This window comes from Limnospira sp. PMC 289.06, from assembly GCF_032350395.1.
In the GTDB taxonomy this organism is placed as follows: Bacteria; Cyanobacteriota; Cyanobacteriia; order Cyanobacteriales; family Microcoleaceae; genus Limnospira; species Limnospira platensis.
This window is the reverse complement of record NZ_JARPLC010000005.1, coordinates 27,252-49,937: the sequence shown is the minus strand read 5'-3', so window position 1 is coordinate 49,937 and position 22,686 is coordinate 27,252. Positions and strand designations below refer to the sequence as shown.

Below are 22,686 nucleotides of genomic sequence, written 5' to 3'. Positions count from 1 at the left end.
AGACTTGCGCGATAGTGTAATTAATTATGGATGGTTAGACTGCTGTTTTGGCATCATAGCGACTGGTTAGGCGGTCTAGTTGTTTGACCAACAAGCTGAGGAACAGCCCCACGTCAGTGACTACACCCACAGACTCAACGGAACCGCGATCGCTTAATTTTGTGACCACAGCCGGGTTAATATCCACACAGACCATTTTAACGCCAGATGGAGTCATATTACCGACACCGATGGAATGAAGCATGGTAGAGAGCATGATAATCATGTCTGTACCTTGTAGCAACTGGCTATAGTGCTGCTGTGCTTGAATTAAATCCATCTGGGTATCAGGTAGAGGGCCATCATCGCGGATAGAACCCGCCAGGGAGAAGGGAACATCATTGCGGACACACTCATACATAATACCACTGGTGATAACTCCCTGTTGGACAGCACTAGCAATGCTACCGCAACGCCGAATAGTGTTAATGACTTTGAGATGATGGCGGTGTCCCCCTTTGACGGCGACTCCCTGTTTCATATCGACACCGAGAGAAGTTCCCATCATGGACTGTTCAATATCATGAACAGCGATCGCATTTCCGCCCAATAAAGCCTGGACATAACCCTCGCGAATGAGGTGAGATAAATGCTGAGATCCTCCGGTGTGAATAACGACAGGACCAGCGGTTACGACGACTTTACCACCGCGATCGCGAATTTGGCGCATTTCCCAGGCTACCTGTTCGACGATCAATTCTACGCGGCGTTCACTAGAAACCCCGGCTGACATAAAGCCAAATTCCTGGTTATTACGCTGTTCGCGAGATTCAGGTTTGCGGATAGTGCGGATACCCATAACATCGACAACTACTTTTTCGCCAACTTCGAGATCGCGCAATAATTTACAACGGGCGATCGGTCCTGAGGGTCCTTCGGTAACAGCGATCGCCCCATCCATGCGCTGATTTTGAACGAGGACCCACTCACCAGCGATGCGTACTTCTGTGGGATAAATAGTAGTCACATAGAAATCATCGGGACTGACACCATGCTGATGGACGGTTTCCAGTTTCGCATCTTGAACATCCTCTTGTAGAGAAAACGCGCCGATATCAATTAGTTGACTCATAATCTCTTCCATGACCTCATGGGAGGGAGCCGAGATTTTAATTTGCGCGGTAGAGGTACTTTGGCGCTGTTCCCCTAGATTAAAATTCTGGACTTGGAAGCTACCGCCGCCTTCGACGACTAGATCTAAGGCGCGGTTAATTAAACCTGCGTCTAATAAGTGACCCTGTAAACAGACTGTGCGGCTTTCGAGTTGGGTCGCAGCATGGCGATCCTCGATGATGGGTTCAGTTACCCGCAAAGTTAAACATTTCGCCGCCCCTCCCGCTTTCAGAAATTCGGTCAGGGGAGTTTCAACGACATTAAATCCGGCTTCAGATAGCCTTGATTTGAGGTTATCGCTGATTTTGTTCATAATCACCGTCTGGTTAATATTGACGGCGTTACAGGCGAAATTAACCGCGTCTGGTTCATCAATAGCAATGCGTTTTTCTGGGGGAACCCGCAGTTCAATGAGACGATTTGAATATGAGTCAAAAGCTGGGGGATAGTACAGCAAATAACCCCCTGTCAGAGGACAAAAGCAGGTGTCGAGGTGATAGAAGCGATCGTCCATTAATCGCAGGGATAGGACTTCTATATTCAACCATTCGGCTAACAGGGAGTGAGAGTCAAGTTCAGACCGGAAACCATATCCCGCCCACAAATAGCGGCCTTCACGGTCTAATAAAGCATCTCCTGCGCCTTCAAAAGGGAGATCTTTGGGGAGTTCGTGAACGGTAAATCCTTGGCTTTCAAACCAAGCCTTAAAATAAGGTTCCTCTCCTTGGCGTTCTTTATGGTAGAACCGACTGAGAACCACAGTCTTATCTAATACCAGTCCGGCGTTAGCTGTGAACACCATATCTGGCCAACCTTTCTCTGGTTGCACTAGATCGACGATCGCATGATCTTTAATGGTATGGTAGAGTTTCTGCCATTGTTCTACAGCGCGATCGTAGGATGATTTATGAATGTTACCCTCCATCCACGGGTTGATCACATAATCTACATCATAGTGATCTGGGGGACACATGAGAAAGCGAATCGCATCAGTCATAATTAAGCTAATTGGTAGATATACACATCACAGCCACTAAACCACAAAAACCACTCCCACACCTGACAAGTGTTTTAGAAGTGGTCAAGTTTAGCCATAGTCAAGCCGACTTATTATTCTAACATGGCCGGACGTAGCAACACACTTTCCCCATTGCCAACTGCAAATGCTAGACTAGGTGCTGGGGACGATCGCACTTCTATCTCCAGTCATTGCACACCCAACTACCAAAACATGAAATATTCTGTGTTAGATACATTTGCTGGAGCCGGAGGGTTCAGTTTAGGATTCCAGTGGGCGGGAGCCCACATTATTGGTGCTATTGAAATCGATGAATGGGCTGGTGAGACATTTCAATTTAATCATCCAAATGCTCATCTAATTAAAGGTGATATTAAAGGGATAACTGACGAACAAATCCTTGACACTTTTGGGGAGATTAAACCTCACATCATTTTGGGAGGTATTCCCTGCCAAGGCTTTTCTATTTGCAATCAAAATAAAGGCGATCGCCAAGACTCTAGAAATTATATGTTTCAGGATTTAATCAGAATTAGCAGTTTGCTACAGCCGGAGATTATCATTATTGAAAATGTCCCGAATTTAATTAAAGCTAAAACCACCAATAGACAGCTAGTTATTGATTTGATTATGTCAAAATTGCGGCATCTAGGATATCAAGTAAATTATCAAATACTGAATGCTACTGATTATGGAATTCCTCAAGTCAGAAAAAGATTATTTATCCTGGCTCATAGATGTGATCTTACCCATCCATTTCCTCAGCCTACACATACAACAAGTAATCAGACAGAGTTGTTTACACATAATCTAAAGAAATGCCCAAGTCTATGGGAGGCTATCTCAGACTTACCCGATATTGATGCGGGGGAAGGAGCAGAAGAAATGGAATATAATAAATGTCCAGATCATGAATATCAACAGATTCTCAGGAATGGTTCTGATAGGGTTTTTAATCATAAAGCTATGAAACATTCTCAGCGATTAGTTCAGCGTTTTGCATCAATGGGCTGGGGAGACTCGACATCTGATGTACCTAATCATTTGCGCCCCCTCAAAAGAAATAGCCATCAGTTTTCTGATAAAATCTATGACCAAAATAATAGAAGAATGTCCCCATATAAACCATGCAACACTATACCAGCTTCCTTTTATGCTAATTTTGTTCATCCTTATAAAAATCGCAATTTTACGGCGCGGGAGGGTGCGAGAATACAGTCTTTTCCAGATTGGTATGTGTTCAAAGGTAAGCCAACTGTTGTCAGTCACAAACTTTTAGAGCGTGAGGGTAGATTGGCGGAAAAGCATCTATGCCAATATAATCAAATTGGTAATGCTGTTCCCCCTTTAATGGCAAAAGCTATAGCGGAAAATCTCTTTAAACAACTTTAAAATAATATGTTTGTTCACGGTAAAAATATTAGCCAAAAAGAAAACCATAAAACCAAATATAGAGACGATGAATCTCGGCGTTATTTGGCGGAAATTAGATTACATTATGAGCAGTGGAAATCTGCTAATCAATCCCTGATAGGTCCCGGTTCAAAAGCACATCCAAATGACTTGGTAATCATGGATGAACGAGTAAAAATCCTCAATGATTATAAAGATTTTTTAGATCAGCAACACTATGCTGCTAAATTCGATTCTCGGTCTAATCTACATTCTTCGGTATTAGAGGAGTTTATGTACTACTTATTTAGAGATTTGGTTCAAGAAATTTCTCCCCATGCACTGCTGGGAAAAGCTCACTCTTTTAAAGATGTATTTTTTCGCCCACCTTCTTATCAAGAAATGCTGAAAAAGCCCTATGCTTTAATTGAGATAAAAGACCATGACTTTGCGATTGGAGTTAGTGTGGAAACACAAATGAAATGTGAAGGTTCTCCGGTCGTAGAAACACACAATTGGGATATTCCTGCTGTAGCGATTGAATGCAAAACCTATTTAGATAAGACGATGCTGCAAGATATTTCTACGGCGGCTGAACAACTCAAGTATAAAAATCCCAATGCTATGTATATTGTAGTGGCAGAATGGCTCAAACTTACTGACTCGGTGAATCTGAGAAAATATAAAATTGATCAAATTTATATTTTGCGAAAACAAAAAAATACTGATAGAGAATTTAGATATCTTGAGAGTTATCAGAAAAATCCTATATACTCTGATGTAGTACAACATCTATTTCTGAAAGTACGAGAGTTTCTGATTTCCGACTGGGAGGGAGGAATATCAGATGGTTTAAATCGTGGTTTTTTACTCTAAAATCTTGGCTATGACAATTCCTCTGGCTTCCCCGAGTCCCTGCCCTAATTATCCCATATCATTATTAAACTCGCAAGGAGGTGAATCTTTCCGCGTTTGTATGCTATGATATGCTACAATTCAGACTATACTTTTCTCCCTTGACAACCCAAACCGATTAGATTAGATGACTGTAAATTAATCAATAAATTATGGCTAAAAATAGTTTTAATCTTTCCGAATGGTCGATTCGACAACCTGTTCCCACTTTGGTGCTGTTTTTGATCCTGACGCTGGTGGGGTTGATGTCTTTTTTTCAACTGGGAATTGATGATACTCCTAATATAGATATTCCGGCGGTTACGGTGACAGTTACACAACCGGGTGCGGGTCCTAATGAATTGGAAAATCAGGTGACAAAACAGGTCGAAGATGCGATCGCCGGATTAGGAAATATTGACCAACTTACCTCTACAGTCAGAGACGGAGTATCTACCACTACCGTGAGTTTTGTTTTGGGAACCGATAGCGATCGCGCTACTAATGATGTCCGTAATGCGATCGCTCAAATTCGCCAAAGCCTACCCCAAGACATTAACGATCCTATTGTACAGCGTCTGCGATTTGCGGGCGGGTCGATTATGACCTATGCGGTAACATCACCCACCCGCTCAGTAGAAGAACTTAGCGATCTTGTCGATCGCACTATTAGCCGCGCCTTACTTAACGTTCCTGGTGTCGCCCAAATTCAACGACTCGGAGGAGTTGACCGAGAAATTCGCGTCGAACTTCACCCCGATCGCATCCAAAGTTTAGGCATCACCACCACCCAAGTTAACGACCAAATTCGTGCTTTTAATATTAACCTTCCCGGAGGGCGATCGCAAGTAGGCGGTAGTGAAAAAAGTATCCGCACCCTCGGAAGCGCCCAAACCGTCGAAGCATTAAGAGACTATCCAATTATACTCCCCAATGGTAACTCAGTTCCCCTGTCCAGTATTGGCACGGTTACCGATGGTTTAGCAGAAGTCCGCCAAGTCGCCAAATTTGCAGACTTTCCCCTAGAGTCTAACAGTGAAATTGGTACTCCTGTTGTCGGCTTTTCCGTCCTCCGCAGTACCGGAAGCACCCTAGTATCAGTAGAACAAGGTATTCGCGAGCGGGTGGTAGACCTACAAAAAACACTCCCAGAAGACATTAACCTAGAACTAATTGTCACCAGGGCTAATTCTATTCGCGAGTCCTATCAAGCCTCAGTGGATGCGTTAGTTATCGGTTCCATTTTAACCGTGGTGGTCGTCGGTGTATTTTTGCGAAACTGGCGACCAACTTTAATTACGGCGATCGCCTTACCTTTATCGATTTTACCCACCTTCCTGGTGATGCGGATGTTTGATTATACCCTCAATGGGATGACTCTATTAGCCCTAGCTTTAGCCATGGGAAACCTAGTAGATGATGCTATCTGTATGATGGAGAATATAGATCAGCACGTTGAGATGGGTAAACCTCCCTTTAAAGCTGCTATTGACGCTTCCCGCGAAATTGGGTTAGCCGTAGTCGCCACCACCGCCACCATTGTCGCTGTCTTCCTTCCCGTCGCTTTTATGGGAGGGGTTCCCGGTCAATTTTTCCAACCCTTTGGAGTTACAGTAGCTACCTCTACCATGTTTTCTACCCTAGTCGCCTGTACCATGACTCCCCTATTGGGCGCTAGGTTACTTAAACAAAAATCAACACCTCCCAAAACTGACACTAATCACACCCGGCGGCGCTTCTCTCCCTATCGCAGCCTTTTGGCTTGGTCGTTGCGACACCGCATCACTACCCTGTTATTAGCGATCGCCTTTTTTATCGCCAGTTTACAATTAGTCCCCCTCATCCCCAAAGGCTTATTTAGTAGTGGAGATACTGGATTAAGTACCATTTCCCTTCAATTACCGCCCGGTTCCACTTTAGCCGAATTGGAAACTACCACCCAAGAAGCGATCGCCCACTTAGCCGAAAATCCCGCCGTTGACAACGTTTTAGCAGTCTTGGGAAATCGTGGGGAAGGTGTCGTAGAAGTTAACCAAGCTACCCTGTCTGTAAATTTAGTCCCCTCCGATGACCGGGAGATATCCCAGGCGGAATTTGAAACACAAATGAGAACCCGTTTTGCTCAAATTCCTGGCGCGAGAATTAGCTTTCAGTCCCAGGGTGCAGGTGGCGGCGGCAAGGATTTATCTATTGTTCTTAGTAGTGATAACCCCGATGCTTTGTTAGAAACTGCTAATGCTTTGGAAAGCCAAATGCGGTCAATTCCCGGACTCGTAGAAGTTACCTCTAGCGCTAGTTTGGTCAGACCGGAAATCTTGATTCGTCCTGACCCTAGAAGGGCTGGAGATTTGGGCGTTTCTGTACAGGCGATCGCCCGCACCGCTTTATTAGCTACCTTGGGTGATAACCAGTCGAATTTGGCTAAGTTTGACTTACCCGATCGCCAAATTCCTATCCGAGTACAATTGGCTGAGGAGTTTCGCAATGATTTTGAGGCGATCGAAAATTTACGCATACCTACCCAGGATGGTCGATTAGTTCCCCTCTCTGCTGTCGCTGATATTACTATCGGTAGCGGTCCCGCTACTATTGACCGCTATTTCCGTTCCCGACAAGTACAATTAGAGGCTAATTTAGAAGGTCTTTCCTTGGGTGATGCTCTCGCACTGGTAGAGGCTTTACCAGCTATGAACCCCCTACCGCCTGATGTACAACAGCAGTCCGAAGGTGATGCTAGAATTATGATTGATGTCTTCACCCGCTTTCTCTCCGCTTTGGCTTTAGCTGTCTTGGGAATTTATGCCATCCTCGTATTGCTTTACAACAACTTTATTATCCCCGTTACCATTTTGATGGCTTTACCTCTATCCCTCGGCGGCGCATTACTAGCCTTGATGGTTACTCAAAAAGAGTTGGGCTTATTTGCTCTCATTGGTATTGTTCTGTTGATGGGTTTGGTCACTAAAAATGCCATCCTTTTGGTCGATTGTTCTATGGCTAATCAACAGATGGGAATGTCTCGATTTAATGCAGTCCTAGAAGCTGGATGTTCCCGACTGCGACCTATTTTGATGACCACTTTTTCTACCATCGCTGGTATGTTACCTATTGCTTTGGAGTGGGGCGCAGGTTCTCAGGTACGCAGTCCTATGGCGATCGCTGTTATTGGTGGAATGACTACATCTACCCTCTTAACTTTGGTCGTCGTTCCCGTTTGGTTTACCTATGTTGATGGGTTCCAAAACTGGCTTAAAAATCCCTTTAAACCTAAACGGCGGCGCGTATCACCTGCTAAAAAAATGCCCAAAAATATGGCTTCTATCAAAGAATAATCACCCTGATTTTGGGCTAGATGATTTTTTGTTCAACACCTAAAAAAAACGCCCGATTTTTCAGTAAAAGGTTGACAAATCATCAGCCCTAAGCTATAATGGTATCGTTGGGGTTGATATGGCTATACGCTTGATTTTTTATTCAACATAGTTAAACCAGAGGGGGTGGTAGTGTGGGAGGGGTGGAGGTTTCAGCCCTAGCCCTGAATGGTTAAAAAATAGATCTGTCCGCCGCCATCACCGGCGACCACGGTACAGCCATCAGAAGCGATCGCACAGCATCGGACAGAAGAAGAAGTGATCAACTTAGCGAGGACGGTTCCGGTGTTCAAATCCCATAACTTGAGGGTATCGTCAAAAGACCCGGACAGAGCCCGCTTACCGTCTGGGGTGACAGCCACAGCATTAACCGATCGCCGATGAGCCACAAGCGATCGCACTTCTCGTCCTGTGAGCAAATCCCATAACTTGAGGGTATCGTCAAAAGACCCGGACAGAGCCTGCTGACCGTCTGGGGTAATCGCCAACGCATCAACCCAACGGCGATGACCGACAAGCGATCGCACTTCTAGTCCAGTTTGTAAATCCCAGAGTTTAAGGGTGTTATCCTCCGACCCCGAAAGCCCCCACCTACCATCAGGAGTAATCGCCACAGCCGAAACCGAATCATCATGACCCATAAATGAGCGAATTTCCTTGAGAGTCCTCATATCCCAAAGTTTAAGGGTGTTATCCTCCGACCCCGAAAGCGCCCACTTCCCATCAGAGGTAATCGCCACCGCCCTAACCGGGTCAGTATGACCAGTCAGAGAAAATAATTCCTGTCCCGACTCCAAATCCCACAGCTTGAGAGTAGTATCCTCCGACCCAGATAAAGCCCGTTTACCGTCCGGGGTAATCGCCACCGTCCTGACCCAATCACTGTGACCCACAAAGCAGCGCAACTCCTGTCCCGTCTGCAAATCCCACAACTTGAGAGTTTCATCATAGGAAGCCGACAGAGCCCACCTATCATTAGGGGTAATTGCTACAGCAGAGATAGCATCACTATGACCGAGGAAACAATCTAACTCCTCTTCCGTAGCCAAATCCCAAAGTTTGAGAGTCTGGTCAAAAGACCCCGAAAGCGCCTGCTTACCGTCTGGAGTAATCGCCACATCCCAAACCCAACGACGATGACCCGCAAAAGATCGCAACTCTTCCCCGGTTTGTAAATCCCAAAGTTTCAAAGTCTTATCAAAAGACCCAGACAGAGCCCTTTCACCGTCTGGAGTAATCGCCACCGCATTAACCGAATCCTCATGACCCGCAAAAGTTCGCAACTCTTCCCCGGTTTGTAAATCCCAGAATTTAAGAGTCTGGTCAAAAGACCCCGACAGAGCCCGTTTACCATTAGGAGTAATCGCCAACGCCCAAACTGAACCCTCGTGACCCGCAAAAGTTCGCAACTCTTCCCCGGTTTGTAAATCCCAAAGTTTCAAAGTCTTATCAAAAGAAGCCGATAGAGCCCGTTTACCATCAGGAGTAATCGCCACCGCCGCCACCAAATCCCCGTGACCCGTAAAAGTTCGTATTTCCTCCCCTGTCACCAAATCCCACAGCCTGAGAGTAGTATCTTTTGAACCCGACAGAGCGCGTTTACCGTCTGGAGTCATCGCCACCGCCGTCACCCAATCCCCATGACCCGCAAAAGTTCGCAACTCTTCGCCAGTCCGCAAATCCCACATTTTGAGGGTATTATCATAGGAGCCGGAAATCGCCCGCTTACCGCTAGGGCTAATCGCCAAAGCCAAGACCCTACAAGTATGACCCTGAAGCGATCGCACCACTCGTCCCGTCTTCAAATTCCACAGTTTTAGGGTAGTATCTCCCGAAGCCGACACACCAGCCCTACCATCAGGAGTAATCGCCACCGCATTAACCGAGTCTCCGTGACCCACCAAAGTCCGAATCAGCACCCCATCAGGGGAATCAAAACAGGGAAACAGCGGACAAAACCAAGACCGATCCTGATATTGTTTCACCTGTTCGATAAAGTCTTTAATCCCCGGTTCCGAGAAATATAATAGCCGTCCCAGCAATTGTTCCGCCAACTGGCTGTTATCTTCCTCCAAAATATGAGAAGACATCAGCAAAGACTTTTGAATCAATTGGAAAACCCGTTGCTGACCTGGGGACACCAAAGATAAAGCCAAATCATAATCATCAATTAGCGCCCGGATCCCCACATTGGCTAACTTTTGTTCCAAAAAGCCAAAATCCATTAACCAATCAACCAAGCGCTTTATATCCTTAATTTCCGCCAGATAAATAGGTTGGTGTCGTAACACATGGAGACGGTCTTCTGGTAACTGTTCAGTCAGCCAATGGGTCAGTTTTTGGGTCATAAAGGCGCTCCCTTCGCTAAATTCTCCACAATACCACGTTTAAGCTCTTCAAGATTCACACCAGAATCAGCCGATTGCTTCTCCAGGAAATCATGAAAAGACCCGTGGTAAATACTGTATCGAGTTTCGTTGTCAATCATTTGCACCTGCAAAAATTGAGCCCATTGTTCCAGAACTTTAGATAGCACCGACTCTTCTACCCCCGTCAACTTCGCCAGCAAACGACGAGAAACAGGTTCGCGCACTTTGGATAATACATAAATGGCGCGAATTTGAGCCATAGGTAAGGATTTATGATTAATCCTGATCATCTGCCAGTGGTGATGATAATACCCCCACAAACCAATCGGTAAAGTCTCCAGACTTTTACCATCATAAACCCCATTATGGATGTCATTCAACACATAGCACAAATACATGAAGTTATTTTCACTTTTGGCGACCAGTTGAGTACAAAACTGTTCCGCTGTTAACTTTTGCGATGCCATCCACTTTTGAATTAGGGGACTTTTAGACAGGCGCTTATTCGTGTATTGACCAGCATCCCAAGCACTTTCTGCCCGATACTGCATTAAATTACAGATGGTTTGATGGTCACTTACTGGCAAGGGCAGTTGTTTAGAACGTTTGGAGATGATAAAATAGACATTCTCCGGCAGTTTATCTGGTAAGTAAAGCACATTACTTCCCGGTGTTTGACTAGATAAATCCACCTCGTTTAAAGCATCCACAACTACCACTAACTTTTTCCCCCGTGGTAGCTTCTCGCTGGCTTCCTTCAACAGCCCAGCCAAAACTTTACCATTTCGCAGGGCGTTTTCTGGTAAACTGGTATAGTCCAGTTGATAACCTTTAATTAGTGCCGTGCAGATATTTTCTAAGAATTGTCGTGCCGTAACTTTTCCCAGAGAATTGCTGTTAAAATAACTGAGACAATGACCTTGACACAATTGGACTAAACGCGCGAGGATGGCGGTTTTCCCATAACCAGAATCTGCTTCTAACACAAAATAACCTTGGGATTTTGTTTGCAGAAACTCCAGAATTTCTTGGAAAACATGGGTGCGCCCCACAAAATCCTTTGTTGTATCAGCTATGATACTTTCGCATTGTGGCGAAATCTTAAAAAGCGTTTGTGTCTGATCTAAATAAGGTTCTAAGGCTTCCTGAATGGCTCCTAGTTCGTCATCCAAGCCTGTGTTTAACTGTTTTAAAATTTTCAGGATGTCCTGTTGAGTAATGGCTATTTGATGGGCGGATGTCAGACTATCCCGCAGCCAATCTAATACCATACCATGAAAAACTTGCCCCCCTTTAGCAGCATCTTGTTTCCAGATTTCTGCTAGATTATGGGCAAACCGTTTATGCAGATGTTGACTAATGGCATTGATGGCATCTTGGTAATGGTGAATACCTTTAGGTAAATGGGATTTATGCTGTTCCATTAACCAGGTAATTAGAGATTGCCAACTATCGAGATCCAGAGTTTTTAAGAAAATATCTGAACCGTTAGCCGCTAATGTATAACGCAAATGCTCTTGACCAATAGCTGGATAGTCGGGATCTAGGGAACTACTGGGTTCGATTTGTAGCCAGTATTTTTGAGTATTTTTGGCTAAATTCTTTAATTCGGGGGCGATATTTTGATAGGATTGTTTTTGGGAGATTTGCAAGATTCCTAAAGCGATCGCACCTCCCACAGATTTGGCTAATTTTTCCTTACTCAAACCCGGGGATGTTTCCCCTAGTTTTTTGGCAAAATCCAGCAATTTACTGGCTGTGATACTGTTAGCAAGAGGTTCCGTAAAATGTCTGTACAAGGGGGTAGCGGCTTTGGTGTAACCTGTAACGACGGAACCTACAGACAGTAAGGCTGTCACCTCTAGGAATAATTTGTGTTGCTTAACGGTGTTGATCATAATTTTGTATATGCTAGTGATGTTAACCGAGCAAACCTCTAGGCAATTCCGAGGATATAACTAGGATAGAGTCTATGGTAGGCTGAATTTTAGAGATAGCAGCAATACATAAACTTATTTTCACTTTTGACCCTGATCCTAGGCCACTCTCCTAGGATAGATTTTCACAACAATACTCTGTGATGTATTTTGAACCCATATTTTCAAGAATATCTTGATAGTTATATTCTTGAGCCATCTCTGATTATGCCACAGACTTTGATGCCATATTGTATCAGATTATGCCCTTCCGTGATCATCTGGGTGAACTAACCTCTGAGTCACAATTACAAGCGATCGCCACACCAACACCGATCCTATATTTGAGGATACAATGGCGACCAGAAAGCACTATCGACCTCGATCTGGTTTCGACCCTGATCTCCGACTTGTCAAGCTACACTGTCTGATAGACGGTAACAGTAAGGAAATTCGCGATTATGAAATTACAACCCCTGACCCCTTCTACTTCTGACCCGGTTTCTGATCATGGGGTATCTGACCAGGTGCGAACTTGGACCATTGAAGATAGCGAGAAACTCTACCGCATTCAGGGTTGGGGTGAACCTTACTTTTCTATTAATGCTGCGGGTCATATCACGGTCTCCCCTCAAGGCGATCGCGGTGGGTCTATTGATTTATATGAGTTGGTGGAGTCTCTGAAAAAACGAAATTTGGGGCTACCTTTATTGATCCGCTTTCCTGATATCCTGGAAGACCGCATTGAGCGCCTAAATGCTTGTTTTTCTAAGGCGATCGCCCGCTATAACTATCCCGGAGTTTATCGGGGAGTATATCCGGTTAAATGTAACCAAGAACGTCATCTAATTGAGGATTTGGTGCGCTTCGGTGAACCTTATCAATTGGGATTAGAAGCGGGTTCTAAGCCAGAATTATTGATTGCTTTGGCTTGTCTGACTACTCCCGGCTCTCTACTAATTTGTAATGGTTATAAAGACCAAAAATATATCGAAACTGCCATGTTAGCCCAACGGTTGGGACGTAAAACTATTATCGTCATGGAACAGTTGGAAGAAGTGGAATTAGCCATAGCAGCTAGTCAAAATCTGGGTATACAACCGACTTTAGGAGTGCGGGCGAAATTGGGAAGCCGAGGTGTAGGACGTTGGGGAGGTTCGACGGGCGATCGCGCTAAGTTTGGTTTAACTATTCCTGAAATTATCCAGGTATGCGATCGCCTCCAAGGTTTGGGAATGTTAGATTGTTTGCAACTCCTACACTTTCATATTGGCTCACAAATATCCTCTATTAGTGCTATTAAAGATGCCATTCGAGAGGCTAGTCAAATTTATGTGGAACTGGCTAAATTAGGCGCTAATATGCAATATCTCGATGTGGGCGGCGGTTTGGGAGTCGATTATGATGGCTCTAAAAGTAACGCCCCGGCTTCTAAAAACTACAATATGCAAAATTATGCTAATGATATTGTCGCTGAAGTTAAGGAAGCCTGCGAGGAGGGAAAAGTTAATGCGCCGGTTTTGATTAGTGAAAGTGGTAGGGCGATCGCTTCTCATCAGTCTATCTTGGTTTTTGATATCCTAGGAAGTAGTGAACCCACAGCCGAAAATCCCCCTACTATTAATGATGATGATCATTTGATTCTCAGGAATTTAGCCGAAACCTATCAATCTATTAATCCTGAGAATTACCAAGAAGCCTATCACGACGCGATCCAGTTTAAAGGGGAGGCGATTAGTGTATTTAATTTCGGTTACTTGAATTTACGCGATCGCGCCAAAGCTGAACAATTATATTGGGCTTGCTGTCATCAAATCCGCGACATTCTTCGGGGTTTGGAAACCATCCCTGATGACTTGAAAAATCTTGAGCAGATTATGGCTTCTATATACTATGTAAATCTGTCCGTGTTTAAGTCTGCGCCGGACTCCTGGGCTATTGACCAACTTTTTCCGATTATGCCGATTCATCGTCTGAATGAAGAACCGACTCAGAGGGCGACCTTGGCAGATTTAACCTGTGATAGCGATGGTAAAATTGACAGCTTTATCAATTGGGGAGAATCTAAACCTATTTTAGAATTGCACCCCCTCACCCCCTCACAACCCTACTATTTGGGGATGTTTTTGGCGGGCGCATATCAGGAAATTATGGGGAATTTACATAACTTATTTGGCGATACCCATGTAGTTCATATTAAACTCAATCCTCAAGGTTATGCGGTGGAATATGTCATCAAAGGGGACACTATGAATGAGGTTTTGGGTTATGTACAATATGACAGTGAGGATTTGGTGGAAAGTATCCGCCGCCAAACTGAACAAGCCCTTCAGTCCCAAAAAATTACCATCGAAGAATCTCAGCTTCTCCTACAAAACTATGAACGCAGTTTGACCCAATATACCTATTTGACCTCTCACTGATGCTCAAATTTTACGGAATTACCCCAATTTCAGCATAAAATAAGTTAAAATATACAGGTTTCCCTAAAGGGGATAATTTGAGACTATGAAAGCACAAGAAAATCGACGGGTTCGCAAAGCTGTCATCACAGCCGCAGGATTTGGTACTCGGATGTTCCCAGCCTCCAAAATGATTAAAAAAGAGTTTTTCCCTATAGTTGATGCTGAGGGAATCGCTAAACCTGTGATTCAGGTGGTCGTGGAAGAGGCTATTAATGCTGGAATTGAAGAGGTCGGAATTATTGTTCAATCGGGCGATCGCTCCTTATTTGAGGACTATTTCCAAGGGTCTCCTAAACCGGAATTTTGGCGGAAATTGTCCCCCAGTAGTCGAGACTATAGCCACTATTTACAAACCTTGGGGGAACGGATTACTATTTTAACCCAGGAACAACAAGAAGGATTCGGTCATGCGGTTTTTTGTGCCGCCCCCTGGGTGCATGATGAGCCTTTTATGTTACTATTGGGTGACCATGTTTATGCTTCCGATTTGGAGGTAAACTGCGCCCGTCAATTGTTGGAGGTTTATGAGAAAGTTCAACAGAGTGTTATCGGTGTGCGAATTACTCCCGGCGATCGCATTCAGCACTATGGTTGTGTAGCCGGAACTCCGGTTAAAGATTCTGATTATTTATTTGACCTGACGGAAATCTATGAGAAGCCAACTCTCAATTATGCGCGGACAAATATGCGAGTTCCCGGACTGGAATGGGATCGGTTTTTGACTATATTTGGGCTGTATATCATTGAACCGAAAATCTTTGACTTCTTAGCCGACAATATCCGCCGTGATGTCCGGGAAAAGGGAGAATATCAACTGACTTCCTGTTGGCAAACTCTCCTAGAAAAAGAACAAATTACTGGGTATCTTGTCCAAGGTCGCTGTTTTGATACGGGTCTACCAGAAACCTATTTTAAGACTCTGGTAGAATTCCGCAATATCAAGACTAAATCCTAGGGAGTACAGCCGATTTAATCAGGGGGGGTTTATCAGTTTCCCTCCCCAACCTTCCCTCAAAAAAAAGGGGGATTTAGCGGCTATACATTTGGGTTAAATAGCGCAGGCGATCGCACAAAGGATGGGTTAACAATGTGGAACTTTCATAGCGCCACCGCCAATTTCCGGCATTGGTGCTAGGGTCATTCATTCTCCCCCTATTATCTAATCCTAGCAGGTCTTGAAACGGGAAAATGGCTAGGTCAGCAATGGAACTTAGGGCTAACCGAATTAAAGCCCAATTAATGTCCTCAATGGCTTCTGGGAAAGCATAACCTAAATATCCAGCTACGTGCTGACGAATTTCTGGGGTCATGGTTTGCCACCAACCGACAGTGGTATCATTGTCATGGGTTCCGGTGTAAACAATGCTATTGCGGGTATAATTATGGGGTAAATAAGGATGGTTAGAATCTTCCCCAAATGCAAACATGAGGATTTTCATTCCGGGAAACTCAAAGCGATCGCGTAACTCTTCCACCTCTGGGGTAATGATTCCTAAATCTTCCGCTAAAACCGGTAAACTTCCTAACTGTTGACCGAGACTCTCAAAGAACTCCGCACCGGGCGCTGTTACCCACTCCCCATTCAAAGCGGAAGTTTCCCCATAGGGCACTCGCCAATAGGCTTCAAAGCCTCGGAAATGGTCAACCCGGACTAAATCTACATATTCCAAGGTGGCGCGGAATCTTTCAATCCACCAAGCATAATTAGTGCGTTTTAGTTCATCCCAATCATAAACGGGATTCCCCCAAAGTTGTCCGGTAGCACTAAAATAGTCGGGGGGTACTCCCGCAATATAGGCAGGATTAAGGGTTTCTGGGTGCAGTTGAAAGTTGTTAGGCGCAAACCAGACATCTGCACTATTATAGCACACATAAATGGAGATATCACCAATAATTTTAATGCCTTTATTGTTGGCGTAGCGTCGCAGTTGGCTCCATTGTTCAAAAAACTTGAATTGCAGAAACTTATGGTATATAATCTGAGTGTGGAGTTCTTCGGTTTTGGCTTGCAAGGCTTGGGGCTCTCGGCGGGCGATCGCCGGTTCCCACTGATTCCAATCTTTACCGTCGTTCTGCTCTAGGAGTGCCATAAATAGGGCGTAATCATTGAGCCAGGAGGCTTTTTGTTGACAAAACTCCTCGAAACGATGGTTAGGTTGTGATTGTAGGGACTCCCAGAAGGAATCAAAGGCTTGTTTGAGGTATTGTCCTTTATGAGGAATTACCCTAGGAAAGTCAACGCGCTGAGGATTATGGTTATCTGGTAAGGGTAGCAATTCCCGGCTATTGAGTAACCCTTCTTCGGCTAGGCGATCGAGAGAAATCAACAGAGGATTTCCCGCGAAAGTGCTAAAGTTCATAATGTAGGGGGAATGCTCGTAACCTGTCGGACCGAGAGGCAGAATTTGCCAAATTTTCTGGCCACTACGTTCTAGGAAATCGATAAACTCATAAGCGGCACGTCCTAAGTCACCAATACCAAAGCGACTAGGGAAGCTGGTGGGGTGTAATAAGATACCGCTGGCTCGTTCAAGGTGCATAATTAATATATATTCCCGTAGAAACCACTTTTATTTATATCACACAAATGATGCTGGATCTACCATGTATAACATGACCAAAAAAGCTGACCGATATAGTTTTTACCCAACTCCTGAACAGGAAAACCCACCAGGGAGAACTTGGATTTTGTGTCCCCACAGTGTACAACATGGGTAGGGGCGAAAAATCGGGGTCTTTTACTAGCCATGAGGGCGGAAATATGATGAAACGCTTATGGCGATCGCCACGGCTGCTGAAGTCTCTTGTGGACGGATGTTCTCATGTCAAGCCACTTACTTTAGGTAATAGCGAATATGAATAGTTTAGTTGATACTCTGAGTCAAGTTTTGATTATTGCTTATAAAGAGCCTACCCAAAAATTAGAAGAATACTTGACCAAAGAAGGATTTGAATGTCTAGTTATTCGCCAAGAAGATAAGCCAGAATATCAACAATTTTCTCCAAGTTATAGGTGTATGCTCAACCACCGTCAGGCTTGGGAAATAGCGACTCAGCAGAGCCAGCCTAGTTTAATTGTGGAAGCGGATTTTGTTCCGGTTTTAGAATTTGGACAACTGCCTTTACCTTTTGATAAGGAATTGCCTAATCTCGGAATTACCTGGATTTATACTTGCAGCCCTCAAGTATATTGGGTCTCTCCAGAAGGATATGCCGAAGGTTTTTCAACCGGTATGGTAGCTTATATTGTCAGCCCCAAAGCCGCAGAAATTCTCATTAAATTTTCCGAGAAAATCACCGAAAAAACTCAGGGAAAAACTTATTCTACTTGGGATTCGGAAATAGATACATTTTTGCGCTCTCATAATTTGCAAAACTTTATTCCTTTCCGCAATTACGGAGAACACGGAGGTTTGGCTAACCCTGAACACCGCAAACATGGTTTAAGTCCTGGTCATCAAGCCGATGTTCTCTGGGGAGAAATAGCCTTTGAGCCATTATATACCCAGGCATATAATGCCCAACTGATACGCGCTAAAGCCCGCATTAAAGGCATACTGCGATTACTAGCAGGTTATTTTGTCAGAATCAAAACACTCCGAAATAGTGGAGTTCGTTGGCGGTTAATTAGCTTTAGTTTTCGTCGCCAACTGACCTGGAGATTATAGGGAAAAAACCTGTGTTAGGAATACCCCCTATACTACAGAGGTGGCTTTCTAGCTTAGAAGCCACTTTCTGAAAACATTACCCTCACCCTAAATCCGAATCCTAGGGGGGAGAGGGGCTTTGAGATAGTATTGCCAAACTTTCTGGTCACTACGTTCTAGGAAATCGATAAACTCATAAGCGGCACGTCCTAAGTCACCAATACCAAAGCGACTAGGGAAGCTGGTGGGGTGTAATAAGATACCGCTGGCTCGTTCAAGGTGCATAATTAATATATATTCCCGTAGAAACCGCTTCTATTTATATCACAAAGCGATCGCCTTTTTGGGGGGATTATTGCCTCGGTTAAACTTAAATGAATTGTGGGGTATAATAGAGGGTATCCCCCAGCACGGTTGATGCAAATCACAACTAAGAGCGATGGGGATCACCTGTTCAGGTGATCCAACTCATATGTAGTCGTCTGTATAATCACAGAAAAAATCAGCCACTTGAGGGAAGATATATATATAGTGGAGCATTGAGGTTAGGGAGATGAGCAGCTACTATAACAGCATGACCAATTCTAATGGTTCCCTTGAGGAAATGTTTGGTCAAGTGATGTTTTCCAGTGTGGTGACGACTGAAGACCGCCAAAAGTTGAAAGCTATCCTCCTCAAAGAAACCATCACGGAGGATGAACAAGCGATTATTAACCGCTTACTCTACAATGTGCGCCGGGGATGGGTTAAACTAATTGACTGAAGTTTAATTAGTAGCCCGTGTTATCCACTGTTTTGCTTGTGTCCCACGGTAGTCGCGATCGCCGCCCTCAATTGGTTGTAAATAGGTTAGCACAACAGTTAAGCGATCGCCTGAAGGTTGAAAAGGGTTGGAATGGTTTAACTGATTCTTTGGTGGGGAGTGCGGTGTTGGAGTTAGGTCCGACTCCCCTATCTGTACAAATTCAACAATTCGCTAAGTATAGCCTGAGTTTAGGGATTAATCGAGTCCAAATTCTGCCGCTGTTTCTGTTACCTGGGGTTCATGTGCGCGAAGATATCCCCACGGAGGTGGAATTGGCGCAAAAATTCCTGGGAAGGGAGATACAGCTTGAACTCCAACCTTATCTGGGAAGGGAGGTTAACCAGTTGGCGCGACTACTAGAGGCTCTCAAGAGGGGTTACTATGTTGATGCTTGGGTTCTGCTTTCCCATGGGAGTCGCCGCGCGGGTGGAAATGAGGCGATCGCTGATATAGCTGATAAAATCAAGGCTGCTGTAGCTTATTGGTCTGTTCCTCCCCATGTGGAGTCACGGGTTGAGGAGTTGCTGGAAGCTGGATATGACAGGATTGGGATTTTACCTTATTTTCTGTTTTCGGGTCGCACTACTGATGCGATCGCGGATGTGGTGGCCAATCTTGGCGACAGGTTCCCCCATAGCCAACTACACCTCACGCCTCCCCTAGACCACAGCACACACCTGGGGGATTTGATTTGTACTTGGGCGAAATCTTACCTCTAAGATATCTTCCCCCTGCTCGGGTGGGGGGTGATTCTCATAATTATTGGGGTTTTTTGAGGCGATCGACCCTCCCCAATATCTCTGTTGGTTTCGGGGTAAGTGTTTGGGCTTGTGTAAAGTAATGTTACAGATTCTCATAACCTCGCGCGAGTTTTAATTTGGCGATCGTTCAAGTAAACTGGAGCCAACAACAGAAAAGTTTTTGTTTTTGGGGGTTGACACTCTGGCGCTCTCTCTGATAGTATTAATTTCAGTGAAAACAAAGGAATTTGCTTCGACAAAAACAGCCTGTAAAGTTTTGTTAAGCACCTTCTAGGTATGCTCGCGCAAACGCACCTTGAAAACCCCATACTGCAACGTTTCCAAAGGCATAGGGTCAGACCCTACCAATTCCCCGCAAGGGGACGGAAACATCGCTTTTTCGCAGTGTGCCTGGTTCCAGTCGTCGAACCCCAACACGGTCAGACCCTACCAATTCCCCGCAAGGGGACGGAAACGTGACAAGTCCTGGAACTTTCATGATGCATGGGATGGTCAGACCCTACCAATTCCCCGCAAGGGGACGGAAACTTTGTGACTACTTCTGCCAGCTTGTCTATGCCTAAGTCTGGTCAGACCCTACCAATTCCCCGCAAGGGGACGGAAACCTTCGCGATCTCTGCAATCGTCGTTTCTTTCCCCTGACTTTCGAGACGGGGTCAGACCCTACCAATTCCCCGCAAGGGGACGGAAACCCAACCAAAAATTACTTTTGTCCTTATTTTTGATTTTTTGATGTCAGACCCTACCAATTCCCCGCAAGGGGACGGAAACCTTAATGAAAAAACGGGAGCATTTTAAAGCATTTCAAAACACGTCAGACCCTACCAATTCCCCGCAAGGGGACGGAAACTTTATGTAAACTGGTAACAATTCTAATTTTAGAGGATTACTAGGTCAGACCCTACCAATTCCCCGCAAGGGGACGGAAACTCTTTTTATTGAAAAACTTTCAACCTGGTAGGTCGTTGTCAGACCCTACCAATTCCCCGCAAGGGGACGGAAACCAAAAGATGTCGCCACGATTGCCAAGAGCCACATTTCCGTCAGACCCTACCAATTCCCCGCAAGGGGACGGAAACCCATCAAGAAATTAAAGCCGAATCATTTTACACATTCAATATTCGCGTCAGACCCTACCAATTCCCCGCAAGGGGACGGAAACCATCAGTCCGCCAGAAGTCGTAAACCTCTTGGCGGCGGTCTATCGGAAGTCAGACCCTACCAATTCCCCGCAAGGGGACGGAAACCCAACACCTTGCGCCTATGCCCTCTGAGGGTAGTGAGTTCCCGCCCTTGTCAGACCCTACCAATTCCCCGCAAGGGGACGGAAACTCCGCGTTCTGCGCGGTCATCAAACTTCCGGTGTTCGCCCGGTCAGACCCTACCAATTCCCCGCAAGGGGACGGAAACCAGAATGTACTCTGGCAGGTCCGAAAAGTCCTCCTCCAGCATCCGGTCAGACCCTACCAATTCCCCGCAAGGGGACGGAAACGATTGCTTAGATATGGAACACAACAATATTATTGTAATAGTCAGACCCTACCAATTCCCCGCAAGGGGACGGAAACCCTGGAACTTTCATGATGCATGATGCATGATGGATGGGTAAAGTCAGACCCTACCAATTCCCCGCAAGGGGACGGAAACGAAGCGGACAATTGCGTACCCCCGATACACCATGGGGGTCCTGTCAGACCCTACCAATTCCCCGCAAGGGGACGGAAACGCTTTCTTAAATCACCTTCGACAATTACATTCAAAGTCAGACCCTACCAATTCCCCGCAAGGGGACGGAAACTACACGGCAAAATGTGGACGTTAGGATTCACACCGACGCGTCAGACCCTACCAATTCCCCGCAAGGGGACGGAAACAAGATGAACATTTCAAACAAGGAAATGCTAGCCAGCAATTGTCGTCAGACCCTACCAATTCCCCGCAAGGGTACGGAAACACCGGCGGCTGCGAGGCCTTGGGCCTTTATAGCCCTCAACGTCAGACCCTACCAATTCCCCGCAAGGGGACGGAAACATTCTCGAGCATCAGGCGGTGCATGCCCGAGATCTCAGCCCCGGTCAGACCCTACCAATTCCCCGCAAGGGGACGGAAACCGGAGAGGGAGTTTGATCTCCTTGAGCAAAACGCCATAGAGGGTCAGACCCTACCAATTCCCCGCAAGGGGACGGAAACTCTCCATCCCCGTCACCCCGATTGAAGAGTGCCCAAATTTCTGGTCAGACCCTACCAATTCCCCGCAAGGGGACGGAAACCTGTCACAATGCTCCAGTGGAGGGCGGGCCTATCGATAGCATAAATAGTCAGACCCTACCAATTCCCCGCAAGGGGACGGAAACCAGGGAGCTATCTCTTCTTTCTCAATTTCAAGAATGAGGTCTAACCCTACCAGTTTCCTGTCAGGGGACGGAAACAACCCGGAACCACAAATAATATCTGTTCCGGGTTCTCCTACCTTCTAACCCTACCAATTAAGCGCAAGGGGACGGAAACCAGGGAGCCATCTCTTCTTTCTCAATTTCAAGAATGAGGTCTAACCCTACCAATTAAGCGCAAGGGGACGGAAACAGCTTTTGAAACTTAGCCTTAATAAAAAGAGAATCAGATAGTCAGACCCTACCAATTAAGCGCAAGGGGATGGAAACTTAACTCCACAAGGACACCTCGTCGCTTGTGGTGAAAGCGACCGTCAGACCCCAGCAACTCCCCCCAGCAGAGCGATCGCATTTTCACAGCCAGCAACTCCTCTAGGGGCGATCGCATTTTCACAGCCAGCAACTCCCCCCACCAGAGCGATCGCATTTTCACAGCCAGCAACTCCTCTAGGAGCGATCGCATTTTCACAGCCAGCAACTCCTCTAGGGGCGATCGCATTTTCACA

Annotated in this window: 13 protein-coding genes, 1 pseudogene and 1 CRISPR repeat array; of the genes and pseudogenes, 9 read left to right on the top strand and 5 right to left on the bottom strand. The window is 45.5% G+C overall.

Annotated features, from left to right (window positions below; all coding sequences use genetic code 11):
- Positions 1-34: 34 nt before the first annotated feature.
- A complete protein-coding gene (gene argZ, locus P5674_RS02320; RefSeq protein ID WP_006617477.1) occupies positions 35-2,149 on the bottom strand; it encodes a bifunctional arginine dihydrolase/ornithine cyclodeaminase in 2,115 nt (704 codons plus the stop codon).
- A gap of 153 nt (positions 2,150-2,302) precedes the next feature.
- Between argZ and P5674_RS02315 the strand changes: the two genes are divergently transcribed.
- The 3 genes from P5674_RS02315 to P5674_RS02305 all read left to right on the top strand — a co-directional run bounded on the left by P5674_RS02315 (position 2,303) and on the right by P5674_RS02305 (position 7,788).
- The gene (locus tag P5674_RS02315) at positions 2,303-3,562 is read left to right on the top strand and encodes a DNA cytosine methyltransferase (protein WP_231851978.1); all 1,260 of its coding nucleotides are present in this window, start codon (positions 2,303-2,305) and stop codon (positions 3,560-3,562) included.
- Positions 3,563-3,568: 6 nt separating this feature from the next.
- Positions 3,569-4,438, top strand: coding sequence for a Bpu10I family restriction endonuclease (locus P5674_RS02310; RefSeq protein WP_152088314.1), 870 nt, complete (start codon positions 3,569-3,571; stop codon positions 4,436-4,438).
- Positions 4,439-4,629: 191 nt separating this feature from the next.
- On the top strand, positions 4,630-7,788 hold the full coding sequence (locus P5674_RS02305) for an efflux RND transporter permease subunit (protein WP_006617480.1): 3,159 nt from the start codon (positions 4,630-4,632) through the stop codon (positions 7,786-7,788).
- Between the two features lie 197 nt (positions 7,789-7,985).
- On the opposite strand, the gene P5674_RS02300 is transcribed toward P5674_RS02305, so the two are convergent.
- Together P5674_RS02300 and P5674_RS02295 are read right to left on the bottom strand one after the other, a co-directional pair.
- On the bottom strand, positions 7,986-10,175 hold the full coding sequence (locus tag P5674_RS02300; RefSeq protein ID WP_315669771.1) for a WD40 repeat domain-containing protein: 2,190 nt from the start codon (positions 10,173-10,175) through the stop codon (positions 7,986-7,988).
- Positions 10,172-12,094, bottom strand: coding sequence for an ATP-binding protein (locus P5674_RS02295; RefSeq protein ID WP_006617555.1), 1,923 nt, complete (start codon positions 12,092-12,094; stop codon positions 10,172-10,174). The genes P5674_RS02300 and P5674_RS02295 overlap by 4 nt, the downstream gene beginning before the upstream one ends.
- Positions 12,095-12,375: 281 nt before the next feature.
- On the opposite strand from P5674_RS02295, the gene P5674_RS02290 reads away from it, so the two are divergent.
- The 3 genes from P5674_RS02290 (at position 12,376) to P5674_RS02280 (ending at position 15,532) form a co-directional block, all read left to right on the top strand.
- On the top strand, positions 12,376-12,543 hold the full coding sequence (locus P5674_RS02290) for a hypothetical protein (RefSeq protein ID WP_157888720.1): 168 nt from the start codon (positions 12,376-12,378) through the stop codon (positions 12,541-12,543).
- Positions 12,544-12,573: 30 nt separating this feature from the next.
- The gene (gene speA / locus P5674_RS02285) at positions 12,574-14,535 is read left to right on the top strand and encodes a biosynthetic arginine decarboxylase (protein WP_006617556.1); all 1,962 of its coding nucleotides are present in this window, start codon (positions 12,574-12,576) and stop codon (positions 14,533-14,535) included.
- 85 nt (positions 14,536-14,620) lie between these two features.
- Positions 14,621-15,532, top strand: coding sequence for a UTP--glucose-1-phosphate uridylyltransferase (locus P5674_RS02280; RefSeq protein WP_006617557.1), 912 nt, complete (start codon positions 14,621-14,623; stop codon positions 15,530-15,532).
- A gap of 73 nt (positions 15,533-15,605) precedes the next feature.
- Here the strand turns inward: P5674_RS02280 and malQ are convergent, their stop codons facing one another.
- The gene (gene malQ, locus P5674_RS02275) at positions 15,606-17,117 is read right to left on the bottom strand and encodes a 4-alpha-glucanotransferase (RefSeq protein WP_006617558.1); all 1,512 of its coding nucleotides are present in this window, start codon (positions 17,115-17,117) and stop codon (positions 15,606-15,608) included.
- Between the two features lie 315 nt (positions 17,118-17,432).
- Here malQ and P5674_RS02270 point away from each other — a divergent pair, with 315 nt between their 5' ends.
- The gene (locus tag P5674_RS02270; protein ID WP_006617559.1) at positions 17,433-18,245 is read left to right on the top strand and encodes a hypothetical protein; all 813 of its coding nucleotides are present in this window, start codon (positions 17,433-17,435) and stop codon (positions 18,243-18,245) included.
- Between the two features lie 129 nt (positions 18,246-18,374).
- Here the strand turns inward: P5674_RS02270 and P5674_RS02265 are convergent.
- Positions 18,375-18,509, bottom strand: a pseudogene (locus P5674_RS02265) (4-alpha-glucanotransferase); the annotation flags it as partial.
- Positions 18,510-18,777: 268 nt separating this feature from the next.
- On the opposite strand from P5674_RS02265, the gene P5674_RS02260 reads away from it, so the two are divergent.
- On the top strand, positions 18,778-18,987 hold the full coding sequence (locus P5674_RS02260) for a hypothetical protein (protein WP_014276309.1): 210 nt from the start codon (positions 18,778-18,780) through the stop codon (positions 18,985-18,987).
- Between the two features lie 17 nt (positions 18,988-19,004).
- Positions 19,005-19,748: a sirohydrochlorin chelatase gene (locus tag P5674_RS02255; RefSeq protein WP_014276310.1), complete on the top strand. Its 744-nt coding sequence runs from the start codon at positions 19,005-19,007 to the stop codon at positions 19,746-19,748.
- A gap of 375 nt (positions 19,749-20,123) precedes the next feature.
- Positions 20,124-22,450: a CRISPR direct-repeat array (repeat unit 37 nt; unit sequence GTCAGACCCTACCAATTCCCCGCAAGGGGACGGAAAC).
- Positions 22,451-22,686 lie beyond the last annotated feature (236 nt).

Coding starts and splice junctions, on each gene's coding strand:
- argZ (WP_006617477.1), bottom strand. CDS start 2,149: ATGACTGATGCGATTCGCTTTCTCATGTGTCCCCCAGATCACTATGAT.
- P5674_RS02305 (WP_006617480.1), top strand. CDS start 4,630: ATGGCTAAAAATAGTTTTAATCTTTCCGAATGGTCGATTCGACAACCT.
- speA (WP_006617556.1), top strand. CDS start 12,574: ATGAAATTACAACCCCTGACCCCTTCTACTTCTGACCCGGTTTCTGAT.
- P5674_RS02300 (WP_315669771.1), bottom strand. CDS start 10,175: ATGACCCAAAAACTGACCCATTGGCTGACTGAACAGTTACCAGAAGAC.
- P5674_RS02295 (WP_006617555.1), bottom strand. CDS start 12,094: ATGATCAACACCGTTAAGCAACACAAATTATTCCTAGAGGTGACAGCC.
- malQ (WP_006617558.1), bottom strand. CDS start 17,117: ATGCACCTTGAACGAGCCAGCGGTATCTTATTACACCCCACCAGCTTC.
- P5674_RS02290 (WP_157888720.1), top strand. CDS start 12,376: ATGCCCTTCCGTGATCATCTGGGTGAACTAACCTCTGAGTCACAATTA.
- P5674_RS02310 (WP_152088314.1), top strand. CDS start 3,569: ATGTTTGTTCACGGTAAAAATATTAGCCAAAAAGAAAACCATAAAACC.
- P5674_RS02260 (WP_014276309.1), top strand. CDS start 18,778: ATGAGCAGCTACTATAACAGCATGACCAATTCTAATGGTTCCCTTGAG.
- P5674_RS02270 (WP_006617559.1), top strand. CDS start 17,433: ATGAATAGTTTAGTTGATACTCTGAGTCAAGTTTTGATTATTGCTTAT.
- P5674_RS02280 (WP_006617557.1), top strand. CDS start 14,621: ATGAAAGCACAAGAAAATCGACGGGTTCGCAAAGCTGTCATCACAGCC.